The organism is Allomuricauda sp. ANG21 (assembly GCF_040705235.1).
In the GTDB taxonomy this organism is placed as follows: domain Bacteria; phylum Bacteroidota; class Bacteroidia; order Flavobacteriales; family Flavobacteriaceae; genus Flagellimonas; species Flagellimonas marina.
In genome coordinates, this window is the sequence record NZ_JBFCVT010000011.1 from 1,060,049 (window position 1) to 1,080,159 (window position 20,111).

Annotated in this window: 8 protein-coding genes; 3 read left to right on the top strand and 5 right to left on the bottom strand. The window is 39.0% G+C overall.

The window, feature by feature from the left end; genetic code table 11:
* Positions 1–122: 122 nt before the first annotated feature.
* From AB1A65_RS13660 to AB1A65_RS13670, 3 genes are all read left to right on the top strand, one after another.
* Positions 123–1,151: an AraC family transcriptional regulator gene (locus tag AB1A65_RS13660; protein ID WP_366590145.1), complete on the top strand. Its 1,029-nt coding sequence runs from the start codon at positions 123–125 to the stop codon at positions 1,149–1,151.
* Between the two features lie 242 nt (positions 1,152–1,393).
* The gene (locus AB1A65_RS13665; protein WP_366590147.1) at positions 1,394–2,644 is read left to right on the top strand and encodes a hypothetical protein; all 1,251 of its coding nucleotides are present in this window, start codon (positions 1,394–1,396) and stop codon (positions 2,642–2,644) included.
* A gap of 42 nt (positions 2,645–2,686) precedes the next feature.
* Positions 2,687–3,232 (top strand): hypothetical protein, encoded by a 546-nt coding sequence (locus AB1A65_RS13670; RefSeq protein WP_366590149.1) that lies wholly within the window; start codon positions 2,687–2,689, stop codon positions 3,230–3,232.
* Positions 3,233–3,670: 438 nt separating this feature from the next.
* Here AB1A65_RS13670 and AB1A65_RS13675 read toward each other — a convergent pair whose 3' ends face one another.
* The 5 genes from AB1A65_RS13675 to AB1A65_RS13695 form a co-directional block, all read right to left on the bottom strand.
* Entirely contained in the window at positions 3,671–5,491 is a 1,821-nt protein-coding gene (locus tag AB1A65_RS13675; protein WP_366590151.1) for an SLC13 family permease, read from the bottom strand.
* A gap of 755 nt (positions 5,492–6,246) precedes the next feature.
* On the bottom strand, positions 6,247–8,058 hold the full coding sequence (locus AB1A65_RS13680) for a sodium:solute symporter family protein (protein WP_366590153.1): 1,812 nt from the start codon (positions 8,056–8,058) through the stop codon (positions 6,247–6,249).
* A 636-nt stretch (positions 8,059–8,694) separates the two neighbouring features.
* Positions 8,695–10,257 carry a SusD/RagB family nutrient-binding outer membrane lipoprotein gene (locus AB1A65_RS13685; RefSeq protein WP_366590155.1) on the bottom strand — a complete coding sequence of 521 codons (1,563 nt, stop codon included), beginning with the start codon at positions 10,255–10,257 and terminating at the stop codon, positions 8,695–8,697.
* 26 nt (positions 10,258–10,283) lie between these two features.
* A complete protein-coding gene (locus AB1A65_RS13690) occupies positions 10,284–13,535 on the bottom strand; it encodes a SusC/RagA family TonB-linked outer membrane protein (protein ID WP_366590157.1) in 3,252 nt (1,083 codons plus the stop codon).
* Between the two features lie 373 nt (positions 13,536–13,908).
* The gene (locus tag AB1A65_RS13695; RefSeq protein ID WP_366590159.1) at positions 13,909–19,926 is read right to left on the bottom strand and encodes a chondroitinase family polysaccharide lyase; all 6,018 of its coding nucleotides are present in this window, start codon (positions 19,924–19,926) and stop codon (positions 13,909–13,911) included.
* Between the last annotated feature and the right edge of the window lie 185 nt (positions 19,927–20,111).

Here is a 20,111-nt window from a genome sequence, read left to right on the forward strand (position 1 = left end):
TTTTGATTTAACATCAATACCCAGTATTTTAGAAAACTTTGCCATTCTTTGGCCAAGATTGTTAAAGTTTGTAACAAATGGATAGAGTAAGGGTCTCATTCATATAAAACTGGGTATTGTAAATGGAAAATTCACCCATGCAAATATGGATTGCTGCGTTCTGCACCTTGGCCATTTTAAATTGCCTTTTCTTGGTGGTTCTACTGCTCAAGAAAAGGCCTTACAATTCATCTGCGGACGGTCTTTTAGCCCTTTTGTTATTGGCCATGTCGCTTAGAGTAAGTAAGTCCATCTTCTACTACTTGTATCCAGAGATCTCATCGTTTGCCATTTCGGTTGGATTGATGGGAAAGTTGGCCATAGGTCCACTGTTGTTCTTGTACATGAAAGCGAACCATTCCAACACAAAATTGAGAGGGTGGAATTTATTACATTTCATACCATCTTTTATCGCCATTACTATAGGATGGGCCTTGAACATCCCTGAACTTGCTTTGGGGTATTGGTCCGGCACACTGATCTTGGGTGTTTACCTTGCGGTGTCCTGGTGGAAGTACTTGCGGCAAATGGATTCTGTGCAACAAAGCTCTGTTACCATCACCAAATCCTTCTTGGTTGCAGTAAGCATTGTATGGGCAACATTTGTGTTTCAAATCTTCTCTGGTGGAATTGAAATGTACACGCTTGGGACTCTAATGGCGTCAATAGTGCTGTATGGATTGATTTTTAAGGTAGCTCTTTTTACGGTGAAAAAAGCAAAAACCAATGGTACTAAAGCTGTTCTATCCCGACAAAAGTTGGAGCGTGTAAAACGATTGATAGAAGAGCATTTTACCCATGAAAAGGTCTATCTTGATTCGAATATCAATCTCAACGAATTTTCCAAGTCTATAGAGCAACCGACCTACGTGGTCTCGCATACCATCAACCAAGTATATGGTAAAAAGTTCCCTGAGTTTGTAAACTCATATCGAATTAAAGAGGTAAAACGCATATTACTGAACCAAGTCCTTTCAGATTATACTATTGAAGGTGTTGCTTATGAAGTAGGTTTTAACACCCCCTCTGCCTTTTATAGTGCCTTCAAAAAAGAAACTGGGTGCTCGCCCAAGGAATTCATTGGAAAAGAAAAGGAATATAGTATGCCTTGAACGTTTAGAGTCAAACTAAAAACGCTTTTAACCCAATATCAATTTACCACAAGAGAAGAAATATAATTATGAAAACTCCACACACCAATATTTTTTTCAATATAGGTTGATTTCATGAACCGAGATCAACATTAAAATTTATCCAAATAATTGTCCTCTTTCCAATAATCTAGAGAGTATTGATCAGATGAAATATCATATTTGAAGTCACTTTATCATCAACAAAAACAACGTCGAAATTAATGCGAGCAAATAGAAGAATCACTTTTATCTTCATGCTGATGGGTATGGGCCTATGCTCAGCACAGCATCAACCAAATGATTACAGAAGTGAATATTACGCGGTTTTACCGTTTTGGGAATCACCGTATCAGCCTGTAAAAGGAGCGTGTCCCATCACCGAAGAAGAAGCCTTGAAACGCATTCATCTGAAGGTGGATTATAATGCGAACAACCAAGTAATTGCCACCCACGTTAAACTTGGTAATCATTATAAAGAATTTGAAGGCCGGTTTGGAAACCTTAATATCAATGCACCACTTACCAAAATGGTTTATCATGGGAATGAAGAAATTCATACTTTTTTTGACCGTTTTAAGAATCAAATTGCTGTAATGGGGAACGTTTATCGCAAAACGTATGAAAAAGATGAGCATGGGAGAAACATAGCTTTGACCTTTGCCGATGAAAATGGAGAGATGGCAGCTGATTGGTTTGGGGTGGTTCGTTATACATGGACACATGAGCCTGATGGCAGTATCATTGAGGAGCGTTTGGATGAAGATGGAAAACTTGTTCCATTACGGAGCGATTTCCAGTTTCTACGTACCAGGATGATGTTCAATGAACAAGGATATTTTGGAACAATCCAGAATATAGATTCAACGGGCAATCTGGTCAATACAGACAGTGGAGCGGCTGTGTTTCAATACTTCTATGACCAACAAGGTCGATTTAATCGTTGGGAGGTTTTTGACAAGGATGGGCAACGTGCGGTAGGACCCTCGCATACTTCTGGGGAGCAAAATACATGGTATCCGTATGACCTAAAGGATATCATCTTCTTCAATCAAGAATTAAATCCTGCGACCCATTGGTCTGGTGCCCAGCGTTGGCATTTTGAGATTGATGCATATGGGAACAAAACCTCTCTAGAATTTCAAAATAGTAAGGGAGAACCTATGAATGCCAATGGAGGATACGCAAAATACGTAGCGGAATGGACCTCTGATGGCCTACATCTGGTTTCAGAGTCTTATTTTGATAAAGACGGGGCAAAAACCGTTCATAAAATCGCTGGAATGCACCGCGTGGTTTATGTTAGGAACGCGGTAGGACTGATTACAGAAAAACGGTATTTGGGAACGAGTGACAAACTCATCAACAGAAATGATAATGGCATCGCTGTGGAAAAAATACAGTATGATGAATATTATAGGAGGACGGGCACTGCGTTTTTTGATGAACAAGGCAAGCCCGTTCAAAATCCATGAACCATGGTTATATTTGAAAGTCATCAATTAAAAAATAATTGCATGAGAAAACTCGCTGTTCTATTTTCTGTTTTATCCATCTTTTTGGTAAAAGCCCAAGATGCCGAAATTCCACAAAAAATGAAAGACTTGGCTTTTATGGAGGGTACTTGGTCTATTGAGAATTTTTCAAATAAAAAGGACAAAGGCTGGAGCAGTATTGGGTCTTCTTGGGCAAATATTATCTTGGAGCATGATGGTAGATTTATCAAGGAGCAGGCGAAGTATTTGACTGATTTTGGGGAAATAAATATGATTACCCATATAGGTTTTGATAGCAGAATTAATGGCTACAAGCTATCTGCCATGGACAAAGAATATGGCCTCATGGATATTTACTTTGGCGAATGGGTAGATGACAAACTTGTTTTCACAAATCTTGAATCCGATAAACCTGTAATCATGGGTGATGGTCAAGAGTTATCTTTTAGGCTTTCGTACATGCATGTGGAAAGTAATGAATTCACCCATATGGTGGAAGGAACTTTTGATAAGGGTAAAACATGGTTTTCTTTCTCCAAAAGTGTGTACACCAAATCAAAAGATTAAATTCCAATTCAACCGTATTCAAAAAAAGTTTCGAATAAGGGGAGTTAAAAAAGCTGAACAAATATTCAGCTTTTTTGTCGATACGACCGAATCATCGACAAATCTTTCTATCAAAAAATCAATGTTTTAACTATGAATCTTGAAGGTATTCCCGTTTAGAGCACGGGGAGCAAAAAAACAACTTTTTAATATAATTATGATAGCTTAAAGTTACAATAGTATCTGTACTAAATAATATTTTCTGACACACTGAGATATGTGCTCGGACGAATTGGTAATCGTTCAAGAAACCAGATTGATAATAGTAAAAGATTTTCAGAAGTCTGTACTAAAGATTGGGTATTTATATGCCAAGCAAGTCACAACTAATGGATTTACTGTTCTGCAAGCGATTATCGTCAATTTTATCGCCTGTCTTTCAAATAATATATCAATCAATTACAACATCTTTACCAGAAGTACAGTGGCCACAATCCAAAGTAACAGCGACAAGATGCCACCAATGATCAAAAAGTGTTTGAATTTATAATTACCAATACTGTACACAAGGGTATTGGTTTGATAGCCCACCGGAGTAAAAAAACTAAAATTGGCTGCGAATATCACAGCGAGAATAAACGGTTTAAAGTCAAGGTTCATGCCTTGAGCCACGGAAATGGCAATCGGTGTCATTATAATGGCCGTTGCATTGTTGCTGACCACCCCACTCATCACCATGGTCACGAAAAACAAGGTGCCAATGGCCATAAAATTGGGTTGGCCACCTAAAAAGTTCAACAACTCCTTGGATACCCAAACATCGGCACCCGAATTGTGCATGGCCACACCAAGGGGAATCATTCCGGCCAATAGAAAGAAAATTTGCCAGTTTACTTTTTTATAAACCGTGTTCAGGTCCAAGTTTTTTGTCAGCAACAGAAGGCAGACACCAGTCAAAGCACTTAACATAATTGAAAGAAGACCAGAAGCGGCCAAAGCTATCACCAACAACAATATGGCCAAGGAAAAATATCTTCTAAAACGGGAAGCTTGGTTCTTGGTTTCAAATTCTTGTAAAACAATCACATTTTCCAAAGCCTCCAAAGCACGGATATTTTGCTTTTCCACTTGTACCAATATCCTATCCCCGGGTTTCAAGGCCAATTTATCCATACTACTACGAATGTACCTCTCTTTTATATTAGTGAGCGTCTTCCGTTTTTTTATGGCAAGGGGAATCGCATCTTGTAACATCGAATATCGGATGTTGCCCAATGTCTTCCCAAGGAAGGGTGAACCGGGAAGCATCAATAGCTGTACAAAGACCTGCTCCCATTCGTTTGACCCACTCTCCCTTTCTTGTCCGTCTTCGAGTGAAGATTCAAAAAGGTTTTTCTTTTCGTGCAAACTCAGGTTTTCCGATTTGTTGAGTCGGGACAGATTCTGCAGATCACATATCAACAAGATTTCATCTCCCGTTTTTAAGGTTATGTATTTTCCAGGGGAATTGTGCGCTTTGTTATTTCTAGTGAGCTTCAACAATGAAATTTCTGGGTTTTCGAAGAGAAAGGTTTCTTCAATTTTTTTTCCTACCATTTGCGATCCTTCATTGATTCGAACAGTGGTTATATAATTGTTCAAGTCGTAATCCTCATCAATGTTTTTGCTTTTTCCCCAAGGTAGCCATCGTAAGGCAAGGGTTAGATAGACTATTGATATGGAGAGAAAAACCAAACCTAAAAGTGTGAATTCAAAAAATGTCAATTTCTCCATACCTAGATTTATAGATACTGAATTGACAATCAAATTTGTTGAAGTACCCATCAAAGTACACGACCCTCCAAGGATTCCCGCAAACGAAATAGGCAACAGCAGTTTGGATTTTGGGATTTTGAATTTTTCGGAAAGTTGGTTTGTTATCTTGATAAAAACGATAACCACCGCCGTGGTGCTAATAAAGGCTGAGATACCCGCCGTAACGAACATAAAAATCGGTGCCATAAAATATAGAGGAAGTGATTTTACCCTTCCCATGCCCGAAGTCAACCAATTGATCACCCCGTTTTCTTCCATTGCAATGGCCAATATCATAAGTGACAAGACAGCGATTGTAGCACTGTTCGAGAAACCGCTTATCGCTTCCTCAGGCGTGACCAGCCCCAATAAGGCAAGCGAAACAATGATGAAAAAGGCAATCTTATCAACCGGAAATACCTCAAATGCAAAAAGGATCACTGTGGTCAGCAATACAAGAAACACAAGAATGATTTCGGTAGTCATAAATCAATTAATTTGCCTTGATTAAGGTAGAAATTGTTTAATGAAATAAATTGAATTTTGAGATTATAATTTAAATGGGGCATTTTAATATTCTTTTAAGCTAACTTTTGGGCTTAACCGGAAAAAAGCAGGTCTTGGGCGAAGAGGACGATTTGGGATCGAATGGTCTAAACTAATCTTTGCAAAAAATCCTTCATTTTAGAAAAATTGCAGGGAGAGAAGAGGTATTAGCAGATGTATTAAACGAAAAAAAGAACTGTTAATCAATTGATTAACAGTTCTTTTAAGTTTATCTAAATTAAGACTCGTCGGGATGACTGAATCATCGACAAAATTCTATATTATTGAAAATCATTGTTTTACCACTGCAATCCTAAGGATATTCCCGTTAAGAACACGGAAAGCAATAAACAACTTCTAAATACAAATTTCATGTGTTTCAACACTTCAAAAATAAGTATTTATAACAATAAATTAAACCTATCCGTATAACTTACTGTAGCCCTCCCCAAAAATCAGGTACTATGAAGAAAATACAATCTTCCTAGAACCAGATAGTTTCCGACATCAAGCATTACGAATCAATCGGTAAAATGAACCTGATTTCATGGGGACTATCCATAGAGCTGCATATTACAATCATATGAAAAGAAATTCTCTTTCAAACGAACTCGCTCGGAATATTAAATAAAACTCATCTAACCCATGATTCAAGAAAAGAGTTGTAACAATGCACCAATAAATCTACAAAATTTTTATAAAACGATTCCATTCATACGTTTCCAAGTTTTGAATAATAAAAATCCTGAAATAAAAGCAAGTCCAGTAAATATTAGGGCAGAATCAGTATGTCCATATATCCAGTAACCTGTAGCGAACATAATTGAAAAAATTAAAGCGCAACCAAGGGACATAGCTACAAGCCCTTTTAAAACTTGCCCTTTTTCACTTGTTTCCTCAATTTCGACATTTTCAGATTTTGCCTGATTAACAACTTTTGACCATCCAGGACCACCTGGTTGAATCTTTTGATAAAAACTATAGAGTACTTCCATGGGTTCAGGGGGTGTTAAAAAAGTAGCCAGTATCCATATAATTGTAACAACTATTACTACAAATGGAATTTCAAACCAGTTGGGAAATATACCTGCTTCAGAATCAAATAAGTAAGGCCCTACAGGTGTTATCTTTAAAATAATAGTCATAAGAATTGATGCAAACATTGCGGTAATTTCTGTCCAAGCATTTATGCGCCACCAAAACCACCTTAAAATGAAAATCAATCCTGTTCCTGCACCGAACAACACCAACATATCAAAAATCTGAATAGCATTCTGCATTGTTAGAGCTAGTAAAGCACTTAAAGCCATTAGCACAACTGTAGATATCCTTCCGACGGTAACTAACATTTTTTCTGAGGCTTCCGGATTTATCAGTTGTTTATAAAAATCATAAACCATATAAGATGCCCCCCAATTTAATTGAGTAGAAATTGTACTCATATATGCAGCCACTAAAGAGGTCATCACCACACCTAATAAGCCACTTGGCAATTTGGTCAACATAGCCGAATAGGCTAAATCGTGTCCTAATTTATTTGAAGGTACATCAGGAAATGCTTCAGAGATACTAGCAACATCTGGGAATACCACCAAAGATGCTAAAGCAACTAAAATCCATGGCCATGGTCGTATGGCATAATGCATAATGTTATAAAAGAAGGTAGCTCCTATGGCATGTTTTTCATTCTTAGCAGCCAACATACGTTGCGCTATATAACCTCCCCCCCCAGGTTCTGAGCCAGGGTACCACGAGCTCCACCATTGTACCGCTAAAGGAATGATCAGAATGGTTATAATAGCCTTCTTATCATTTAATTCAGGTAAGATATTTAGTTTACCTTGGACAACTTCATTGTTCATCAAATTCTGTATACCACCCACCTCAGGTAGATTAATCAAATAATATGCGGCTCCAATTGCTCCGGCCATTGCCACAAAAAATAAAAGGAAGTCTGTATAGACCACACCTTTGAATCCTCCCAAAGCACTAAATGTCACAGTAACAACACTAGCTCCGACTACAGTCTGCCATGGGTGAAGGCCCAACATGATACCTCCAATTTTTATAGCGGCAAGGGTTACTGCAGACATTGTTATAATGTTAAAAAAAACTCCTAAATAAATAGCTCTAAATTTCCTTAAAAAACTTGCCATTTTACCCCCATATCGCAGTTCATAAAACTCTAGGTCAGTATTTACTCCTGATTTTCTCCATAGTTTAGCGTATATAAAAACCGTTAACATTCCAGTTAACAAAAAGCACATCCAACTCCAGTTACCCGAAACCCCATAATTTCTCACGATATCAGTAACCAAATTAGGGGTGTCAGTTGAAAACGTAGTAGCAACCATTGAGAGACCTAGTAACCACCACGGCATAGTTCTTCCTGAAAGAAAATATTCAGAAGTACTTGCACTAGCCTTCTTGGAGACAAAGAGTCCAATTCCTAACACGAGTACAAAAAAAACAATCATAAAGCCATAGTCTAAGGCACTGAGTTCCATAGTATGTTGCATTTGTATTTTCACTTACAGATATTTTTAGTATTATATTTTTAAATTGAGTAACCTTCCTCTTTATGATAGTTTATCCAAATTATGGGCTTTAACAGTAGTGTTGTTTTCAACAAATAAAACAACGTCATTGTCTTCAGCTAACTAAAAGTGAATCTTTTAATGGAAAATCTTCTATTAGAAGATTATTGTTTCTTCTTTCAAATTCTTTATGGAATATTTTAAAGAAACAATAGTCCCAGACTCCCCTTGAAATATCCAATGGGATAGACATACAAAAACCTATCATTATTGATAGTTCCAACAGCATTTGCTTTTACCATTTATAATTAGGATAGAGGTACTTAAGAACATTGAAGTCCTATGTGTAATTTATTAATAAATGATACTGGCGCCACACCAATTCAACTTTGTGAACATACATAGCCTGTCACATAACTAAATAAGAACCGAAATGAATTGTAACAACAAGGTATTAATTAAGGAATTTCACCTCCATAGTTATCGTATGGCTATTTTACCTCAACAATTGTGTCCATGTTGGGTAAAGGATAAGTAGAGAGAAAAAATACCAATACTGAAAATCGTATTGGTATTTTTAGAACTCAAAACTAACTAATCAAACAACTATTTTGCATCCCACCAAAGCTTGGTGCTATTCTTATCGCCTTCAGCCATAAGTGATATGGCAGCTTGTACCGCTTCACCATTGGTGTCAAACTCACTTTGTACATAGACCATTCTTCTCATGATTTCATCTGCAGCAACATCAGGGTTTTCTGATTGTACCCTTGTATATTGTCTAGGATAGCCCGTTCTTCGCAATTCTGCCCAAGATTCCCAACCATTGGGGTATATTGCAATCCATTTCTGTGTAATAATCTGTTCAAGCTGAATCTCAGCATCATTTGAAAAGGCCACTGTAATATTACTGGTAGGTTGTGCACCAGGCTCATAGGCGACAGGTGTAGCTGTGCTATTAATGTAGGCTTCAATGGAAACGGAATTGGCAGAAGTTTTCTGGGTAAGTGAAGCACGTATCCCTTCTTCATACAATTCTTTAGCCGTTCCACCCATGGCCCAACCTTCCAATGCACCCTCAGCTCTTAGAAAGAACACCTCTGCCGCATTCATTAATTCGATTGGCGGATTTATACCCCCTTTGGCAACATCAATAAACTGAGTTCCCAAATCTGAATGATTTGCATTCTGACTTGTTTCCAATGCAACTTTGGGCTGGCCGTTGAGTAAGCCTTCATAAGGACTACCATCGCCATCTGAATCACCATCAATGGCCGGGGCAAAATACAAAGACAATCGAGGATCTTGGTATCCTTCAAGGATACTCTCTGAAAGGGCGCTCATTCTGAATTCTCCCCAATCGGTAATAGTTTCCAAAGGATTTCTATTGACTTCATCTACTTCAACAAAAACATTATCTTCATTAGACATTATTACCCCGTCGCTGATTGCTTTTTCCGCTTCAATTTTTGCTTTAGCTGGATCTACATATTTAATCCGCATTGCCAAGCGTAAGCGTAAGCTATTGGCAAAGGTCAACCATCTTGATGCATCGCCGCCCAACATTCTATCACTTCCTGTAAAAGATGACCCCGACTGATTTGCTTTTAACTTGGCTACGGCATCATCCAAGGTGGTGAAAAAGTCCATATATATAGACTCTTGTGAATCATAAGGAACGGATAGCTCCCCATTTCCAAATTCGGAATAAGGGACAGCTCCCCAATAGTCTGTTATTCTATGGTATGCGTGGACACGCAAAATTTTTGCCATTGCATTTCCTACTTCATTGCCATTTGCTTCGGTGAGGTCTTCAACAAGCTTGATCTGTGGTGCAGCTTCACCATAAAAAGAAGACCATGCCAAATCTGCCCAACGGCCTACTTGAACATATCTATCCGAGTCGAATCCTGAATGCGTCGTAGCAAAATATTGACACCATATGTCTGAGAACAGGTTCTGAGTGATTTGGAAGCGCCAATGTAATCCATTTACGGAAACATACTGGGCCTGGGCAAAGGCCTGCCCTTGCAAAATCTGGCTTTCTTCCAATTTTCCTAAATCTAAGGCCAATGGGTCTATGTTCAACTCATTAAAGTCATCTGTACATCCTAGAAATAGACTAGAAGACACTAAACAAAGGCTTAATTTTATAAATAAGTTTTTCATGTGTTTTCTTTTAAGAATTACAATTTTTAAAATCCAATCTTTACGTTCAATCCAAGACTCCTGGTCGATGGTGGCGCAAAGGATTCAAATCCGTCAGCACTAGTACTAGTGTTGGTAATTACCTCTGGATCAACAGAAGCCTTATTGGATATGAAAAAAAGATTTCTACCAACTAGTGAAAATTTAACCCTGTTCAAAAAAGTTTTATCCAATATGGATTGCGGCAGGCTATATCCTAATGTAATTTCTCGCATGCGAATATTGCTTGCATCTTCTACGAATGCCTCGCCAACAGGAGCGTTACGGCCTCCTATTTTTGCCCAAAATTGTTCTGCGGTAATATTGATGTCATTGGATGTGCCATCGGCTTTGACAACATCTAAGTCTGAGAAAATATTTTCACCAAAGATTAGGCCCCCATCCCTTCCTGCTAAGGTTTTGGTCAATGCACCATCTGAAGCTAAAATTGCATTTGTAAAGGAACCAATTTCACCGCCTTGCCTTATATCTATTAAAAAGGTCAAGCTAAAATTTTTGTAGGAAAAATCATTAAAAATCCCCCCTAACCAATCAGGATTAAAATTACCTATCAAAACCTCTTGACCAGTAGTGGTTTCAGGAGTGCCATCAGCTGCTACCAATACCTCCCCCTGGTCATTTCTGGCAAAACCTCTCGAATACATATTGCCCCATTCATCACCCACATTTAATTCAAACCTTCTAAAGAAATCTCCCCCAAAACTTAAAGTTTCCAATCCTTCTGCAAGTTCCAAGACTTCACTATCGTTTTTGGTAAAGTTTAAAGTTGCATTCCAGTTAAAATCTGAAGTACGCACCGGGTTTACAGTCAAAATGATTTCGACACCTTTGTTCTGAATATCGGCACCATTAATAAATCGCGTGGCTACTCCTGACGCTGTCGGCACTTGTTGACCAAATAGTTGGTCGATACTGTTCGTCTTATAATAAGTGAAATCAACACCTAACCTACTATCCAAGAACCTGGCATCAAAACCTAATTCCAAAGAACGTGTTCTTTCTGGTTTTAGATTTTCGTTAGGAAGCACCGTACCTAATTGAATGAACCCTCCTGGCTGGAGATTGGCAATTCTGGTCAGCCTAAAAGGGTCGGTGTCGTTACCTACTTCTGCATACGAAGTTCTTACTTTAAAGTATGAGACGGCCTCTGGTAATTTTACCAAATCCGACAATAATCCACTTATTCCTATGGAGTAATAGTCAAAACGGTTGTTGTTTTCGGGTAAGGTAGAACTCCAATCACTGCGATAACTGGCATCTAGAAATAAAGCTTCTTTCCAGGAAACCAACCCATTTCCGTAAAGGGAATTTACCTTTTTTCTGTTAATATCCTGTTCGGCCGTTAAGTTTTGCGCATTGCTGATGGCAAAAATATTTGCAGCATTAAGACCGTTGTTTTGGGTACGGACGTACTTGTCCGTAGCATAGCGGTGGTTACCACCTGCATTCAGGCTCAGATCAAAATCTTGGTTTAATTCTTTTGTGTAATTCAAGAGAAAATCAGAATTCCATTCTAAGCTGGTACCATTTCTAGTTATATAATCACCATTATCTGCAATGATATACGAGTCGTTATGTAATTTATCTTCTCTAAAGGTCGTTCTCTGATCAGCTGCGGTTCGAGCCAGTAGACTTATCTCATCGGTAATATGATAATTTAACGAAACATAACCGAGTACCCTATTGGTTACGATATCCTTTAGGTTTTTGTTAACGGTCCAATAGGGGTTTGCGCCTCCATTGTTTCCGGGATCCCAATAATTTTGTCTCACATTACCATCATTATCAACATATTGATACACACTTACATCTTCAGTTCTTATATTTCTTGGTAATCTATAAGCATGACGCCATGGATTGGAAAAGGCTTCGCCAGTATCCAAAGAATTGTCTATTGCGGTTCTTATATAGTTAACCCTGGCACTCAAGTCCATTTTTTTGTCCAGTAGCTTGTTGTCTATCTTAAGGTTGATATTATGCCTCCCCATTTCATTTCCAGGCACAATACCTTTTCTACTTTCATTGGTATAACCGAAAAAAGTACTTGAATTTTCGCTTCCGGTTCTTACGGATATATTGTAGGCCTGATTTAATCCGGTTTGCATAAAATCATTTATGTTGTTTGGTTGAGCGGAGTATGGAATATCTTGTGTTATATCAGGGCTTGGCGACCAGTTGGTAACCAAAGAACCGTCTAGGGACGGACCCCAAGAACCCAATGACCCGGGATTGTAAACACCATTGCTACCTTGGCCATATTTATTTTGATAGTCAAAAAGAATATTACCGACCTGAGTCGTCACTGTGCTGCTAATATCAATGGAAAGACGTTCCGAAACACCAGACTTTGTAGTGATGATAATGGCTCCATTATTGGCTCTAGCTCCGTACAACGCAGCTGCATTCGCACCTTTTAGAACATTAATGGAGGCTATATCATCTGGACTTAAATCCGATATATCCCCCCCTAAAGGAACACCATCTACTATATATAGGGGTTGACTGCTACCAGCGATAGACCTATTACCTCTAAGGACCACTTTGGAAGCACCACTGACACCATTCCCCGATGTTTGAATGGATAATCCTGCTACCCGTCCTTGAAGACTGTTTACCAAATTGGTTTGGGCCCTGGCTTCATCAATTCCTTCGGTTTCCACTTGTTGGGTGGCATATGTCAGAGATTTTTTCTGCCTTTTAACCCCCAATGCGGTTACCACAACTTCATCTAATTGGCTGGCATCCTCCTCCATGGCGACATTAATGGTAGATGAGGCACCAACGGTTATTGTTTGGCTTTTAGTTCCGATATAGGAAAATATTAGCACATCGCCAGCACTTGCCTCAATAGTATAATTACCATCGAAATCGGTTTGGGTTCCTTTAGTAGTACCCTGTACCAAAACGTTTACCCCCGGTAATGGAGAACCATCAGTAGCACTGACAACCGTTCCGTTGACCACTTCTTGGGTTTCTTCTTTTTCTGATCTTTCTATTATATTTTCAGGCTTGGAAACAACTTCAATAGTGGTCTTTATTTTGTTAAAATTCGAAGAAGCTTCCCTACTTGAATGGTTGGATATACCAGAAGTGGAATTCAAGCCTTGTGACGATAGCAACTTGCTAGTCTTGTCTACAGCTTTTAGTGTAGACTTGTTCTCAATTTTATCAAGGATATTTAATGCCTTTAATTGATGGGAGTATTCCCAATCTCGGTAAGTATCCTTAATACTTATCATATTCCCTTCACTTGCGATTGCAAAATAACAGGACACCATTAGTAGGATGCATACCTTCGAGAGAATTGCGACAGTTTTAAAAAGTTTTAATTTCATACCTTTGTTTAGGTTTAGTTGATATACTTTGATTGAACTTTTTTGATGATAAGTTTGTCTCCGAGGAAAGTTCCATTTTCATTGGAGCAAACTTATTTTTTACGGGTAATCTTTCATTTCATTAATTTTTAGAGTTAGTAATTCTTATAAAACGTTATTCTTGGTATTTTTTTCATGAGCCTTGGCAACGTAAAATTTGTTCGTAATTACTTACTACAATACATCCCAGTTGTACGTTATTTTGTTTCCCTCGAGAGCTTTTGGTAATTTTATCATGTCACTTTTTAATAATTTTCTTAGTCTCTATAGTATTGCCACTTTCCAATCGAACAATATATATACCTTGGGGTAACATTGAGAGATCGAGTATTGGTGTATTTTGATTTTTTTTAATTTTTGTTTTGAATACTAACCATCCCGTCAAATTGAATATATCTACTTTCAGTACCCCCTTGAAGTTGTCAGGATTGTAATTAATCAACAACTCGTTCTCAACAGGATTGGGTGAAATGATAAAACGTTCAATTTCTTCTGGAACTGTTTCCACTGGTTCTTCTTCCAAAACTTTGATGGTGAATACCTGGCTGTCAATCAATGGTTTGCTTTTCTTATCCGTAGGCTTTAATATGGCTTGGACCTCTATAGTCAGCTCATTAGATATATAAAAATCCAACACCTTGTTGGTGATCAGTTTATTTCCAACAATTTTAAAGGATTCTCCCGGGTTCTTTATGAGCTTAAATTTTGAAGCTGTAACACTATCATTTGCAATGCTTAATTCTCCTATTATTTCACGGATAGGCTTGCTTTCATGGATAGTATTATTACTTAACGTTATAGGCAGATAGACTGCAGATTTAGCACTGGAACTACCTTTAGGTATAAGATTGGCTTCAACGGATAAGCCTTCAACACAATCAAACTCTATAACCGTGTTGGTTGTATTGGAAACAATGCTATATTTTTCAGGGGTCTCATTGGCCTCCCATTCCCCAGCAATGGTAAGTATAACCTTTACTAAAACGCTTGCATCGGGTGTACCTTTTCCCGTATCATTGGGAAGATTTAAATCTGGATTTACCATACTAACCACCATCTCATTCCCAGTATTCTTTACCATTACCAAGGCAGGGTGACTGGTTGATAACAAATCGCCATGTGCAATGCTACTGTTAGGTTCAAATAATGAATAGCCGTATATGCCTGTTGGCACATCTTTGATTATATGTGCCAGACTATCTTTTTGATATACTTTGTACAGTGCCGTAACACTATCTTGCATTTGGGTATGAAAGTTCTGAATTCCTGTGGCATCCGTATCCAGTAAAATGGCATATTCATAATCGGCATTTCTTGGTGCCGTACCATGATCTAACCATGCAGCAGAGTAATTGCCCTCATTAAACCTCTTGGTGTCTTTATGCTTTGATTGCTGTAAGGATCTCTTGATATGAATTGTTTGATCACCCCGCACATAATAACCGGTTCCGTAAGCATCCAATAACCAACTGTCTGCAGGTTCTGCTATTTCTTGACTATAAGGGAAAGCCGTAATGGCTGTACTGCTATTAACCCAGGTCGGCGTGTTGGTGGATGGTAAGGCACCTTGAAAAAGTACGGTTTCCGTTGAAGAGGTCAAGGTATTGTTTCTAATATTTGAACCAAGACATATGATTCTGTCATCAAAGGAAAAAACAGATTTTCTGGCAGTAAAATTCTCATCATAGTTTACATTGTCATTTTCTCTTAATACCATTCCGAATGCTCCATAAGTGCCTTGAAAACTTACCGATCCAGCAAAGGCTTCTTTTGACCTTTCCAGAAAGCTGCTTTTTACAGGACTTTCCAATTTGTCAATGGATTTATAGATTATTGTTGCCCCTGGGATACGGTTCCAGTCAAAACCATTTTCTACAAATCCACTGCCACTTTCGCCTATAGAATCTATTACCTGTATGGTACCGTAGCTTAAATAGCGGCCATACCTATTTTCTTTTTGATAAAGTTCTGCGGCCCATACATGTTTGTTGTAGCCCTTTATGGTCACCATTTTTTGTTGCCAGCGGTGTATGCCTAACGCACCGTAGTTAAAGGACCAATTACCATTGGGTATAGTCTCGGGGGAAGCGGTAAACTCGGGCGTGCTGCCCCATAGTCGGACATATGCCCGGGCAAATTTATCATTGACCGGGTCTTCTGAATCAGGGTCCCCTGCCAGAGCCATGTATTTATACGCCTTTTCTACATCAAGTACACCGTATCCATCCAATGGATGCCTGCCTGAAATTGCCATACCCCATTGCTTGTTTGAATAAAGATTCATTGCATACAATGCAGTGTTAAAATTGGTGTGTTTGGCTGAATCAACAGCAAAGGTCGTTCCACTCAAAAAGTACAGTAATGCCCCGGCATTATTAAAGCCATGAATACCATATGCGGGATAAAACCCATGATGGTGAAATGTTGACCCGTCTGTTTTAAAGGCATCAAAAGTGCCAGGAGCATTGGTAAGGGCATTGTTAAGCCATCTTTGAATACCTTTTAAATACCTCGCTTTTTCTGGGGTATCATCGAGTGCCAAGACTACTGAGAACCTTGGAAGAATTGTGGTGTTCAATGCATCAATATCTGCCCCAACATATTGTGGAGTTTCCCAAAGTTCCCCCATACCTGTGATCCATAGGGCCGTATTTTGCAATTTTTCGAGCAGGTTGGCAGCATCCAGTTCATCTTTCATCAGAGGAATGGAAAAGGCGATATTCCTAAAGCTAAAGCCAATATGCGATAAAGTGCCCATGGCACTACCAGCGGCAAAACCCTGGTCCATAAAATACTCGATTAAATCGAGGTACATCTGCTTACTTTCAGTATCACCATTGATTTTATAATCTTTGGCCAGCGTTAAAATTATTTCATGAATTCGCTGTAATGAAAATGCACTTGGATCATAACTGGTTGAGGTACTTTCCAATACAAAATCGTTTATTGCGAATAGAGGCGCTCCAGTTATGGTGTTGCCGTTCCGAACAATATTAAATTCATTGAACTTATTCTTGGCTTCTGAGATTTGTTCAGATGAGGGGGCGGCTGCCAGATAATCATCCAAATACCGTGTTTCAAGCAAATCGAAAGCATTCTGCTCTTCGGTTGTAACACTTGGGGATAAAGGAATATCAGGGGTCAACTGGTCCCAATGATATAATTTAAGCCATTGATTGGTAGAATCGGTATCGATAAATGGCATCTGGTAATCTGCAAGTAACCGCGCACTCATACCTCCGTAACCCGCCGCACTATTTTTACCAAACTCGCCAAATTCTATTTTATCAAAATATAAGGTGCCCGCACTAACGCTATCAGGAGCTTTTATTTTCATGTTGATCAAATCGTCATTTGCCTTAGGTCCTGACATATCTTCATCAAACCTAACCCATATCGCACGCCATCCTTCAAAAGCTAGATTAAAGGTGAATTCATATTCAACCTGTGTGTTGCTTTCGTACTCAAACGCCAACTGATCATTGTTTGGTACTGAATTGTAAACCCAGAGCACCATCCCTCCCCTAAGTCCGTCAACTCCTGCTGAAATGTTTTCAGGATTACCAACCGTTATTTCCGCCCCTTGCTGCCAATCCCATTTAAGGGATTGACTGCCTTTTTTAAAATGGTCATTGCTCATGGACAGGCTTGAACCTGAGGTCGTAGTCCAGTTTGAAGGTACAGAAGTTTCCAAAATATTTGGCCCGCCACTGGCTTGGGTTAAAGTAAGAAACTCTATATCGTCAACCATATAGGTTCTTAAGGCATTGCCCGTACCATTGGCCGTAGCCTTAAAACCGATATTCACCGTTTGACCATGATAAGCCGAAAGATCGATAATTCCGGATTCTACCCAGCTAATGTCACCTTCTGAAGGCTCGGAAAAGGACAGGGGAGCCCATGTAGCGGTTGAGACATTCCCTGCATAATTTGTGGAAATATGTAAGCTCAAATCATTGGATACATCATCACCATCTTTATAGGCCGAGACAAATTTTAATGCAATCGAATCGGTAATATCCAAGTTTACCATAGGGGAAATCAACCAATTCTCACTTGCCGTTGTTGAATTTCCTTGTATTTGTGGGAAGCCATAGGTATGGTATTCCCACTCATTGACTGTGGCATTTATGTTGGCCGTTGACCAATACCCTATATGTCCCTTGTCAAATTCATCCTTGTAAGGAGGATTGATAATAAAAGGTTTTTCCTTTATCTGAATATCATCCACATAATAATTCCGGGTAGCATTCGTAGAGCCATCGTGTGTTGTCTTAAAAGCAATATGCACCCTTTCTCCATGAAAGGCATCTAGGTCTATCAATCCGGAATGGTAAAAAATAAAGTCATTGGTGGCTGGCTCGGTAAAACCCAAGCTGGTCCAGGTAGCGGCATTCACATCCCCTTCATAATCTTGAGATATTAAAACTGAAAACGTTGTGGCATTATCGGTCCCGTATTGCTGTGCCATTTGAAAGTCGAGGGTGCTGGCCTGGCCCACATTCAAATCGAGAAGTGGCGATATAAGCCAATTTTCACTCACCACACCTTCATCTTTGTTGCCTTGTATTTTGGCAAACTTATGTCCAGTGGGGGCATTGTAATACCATTCATTATAGGTCACATTCCCACTAGTACGAACAGACTCCCATTGACCCAAGCTTCCAGATTCAAAATTCTGAAGATGGGTTAACTGATGCAATGTGGGTTTCTCCTTAACATTGATATTGTCTACATGAAAATTGCGAGTGGCATTATTGGAACCATCCGAGGAAGCTTTAAAAGCAATATGTACGATGTTACCCTTAAATGCCGAAAGATCTATAAAACCCGAACTGTACCACGAATAATCATTTGTAGACGGCGCAGTAAAGGTCAATTCCTGCCAAATGGCCTCATACATATCTCCATTATAATTGGTTGAGATCCATAAAGACAACCTGTTGGAGTTATCGGTTCCATACTTTCGCGCAGAGTCAAATATCAATTCGCTATCGTATGGCTCATCTAAATCAATAGCGGGAGAGATCAACCAATCTTTGCTTGATATCCCTTCATCCTTATTCCCAGTAATTTTTGCATAATTGCCAAAACTATCGGAATTATGATACCAAAAGTTTACCCCCTCTTGATCAAGAGGCGCCCAATGCCCCAATGAACCATCTTCAAAACTTTCACTATAAGGAAGGCTGGCAACATATTGAGAGGTTGTAATATTAATATCATCAATATGGAAATTGCGGGTAGCATTGGATGATCCATCTGAGGTGGCCTTAAATGCGATTCTCGTACCAGACCCCTTATAAGCATTTAAGTCTATTGAGCCAGAAGAGTACCTTTGATAATCCGAAGTGGAGGGTTCTGTATACGCCAATTCCACCCAAGATGTGGTAGTAACATCTCCCGAGTAATTGGTTGTTACCCAAAGCGTCATGTCATTTGAGGCATCTGTGCCCCATTTGTGGGCCGATAAAAATGAAAGGCTCACATTGTCCAATGTTTCCATATCCAATGGAGGGGAAACCAGCCAATTTTCTGTGTCACTACCATGATTTTGGTTCGTATTTATACGTGCGAACTGACCATAAGTACCATCCAATCGATATTCCCAAACACTTGCCCCGCCGCTAACCTGTACGGATGTCCAATCACCCAAACTGCCCCCTTCAAAATCTTCGGAATGGGGCAAAGCAGCCATTTCACTTATTTCAATATTATCTAAACGCCAATTTCTTGTAGCATTTGCAGAGCCGTCGGAAGTAGCTTTAAAGGCAATGTGAACCAGTTGGTTCTTATAATCACTCAAATCGACCCATCCAGAAGTACTATAAGGATCATTCCAGGAAGCGGCCGGGGAGGGGAGGTCATAGACCAACTCCTCCCAGGTGGAGGCCGATACGCTACCACTATAATTGGTCGATACCATAAGTTGCAGTTGGTTTGCAGTATCAGTTCCGTATCTATATAATAATTGAAAGGCAATCTTTATGTTTTGGTCGGTAGACAGGTCTATTTGTGGGGATACCAGCCAATCTTCATTAGTTTCACTCGAGCTTTTAAAGTCTGCATAACCATTCCCGCTGTAGGTGTTTTGAATCCAAGTCGAATTGCCTGCTACACTAACTTGTGTCCAATCGTCCAATCCTGTTTCAAATTGCTGCGAAAAAGGCAAACTTTCTTGTCCAAATACAGAAGTGGTTATAATAAAACAGCATATCAGTATTAGTGAAGAGTTGGTTTTTTTTGGTGTTTTCATTATTAAGTCACACATGGTTAATTGAATTTTTATCTACCTGTTTCTTTTATTGGCTTACACTCTTATTCCTTATTACAGAATCGTTAAGTTTTTATTAAGAAACATTCAAATATTAAAAAAAATTTTTGCTCGAGCACATTTTTTTGTGCTCGTGCAAATTTTTGTTTGGAATTCTCTCAGTATTT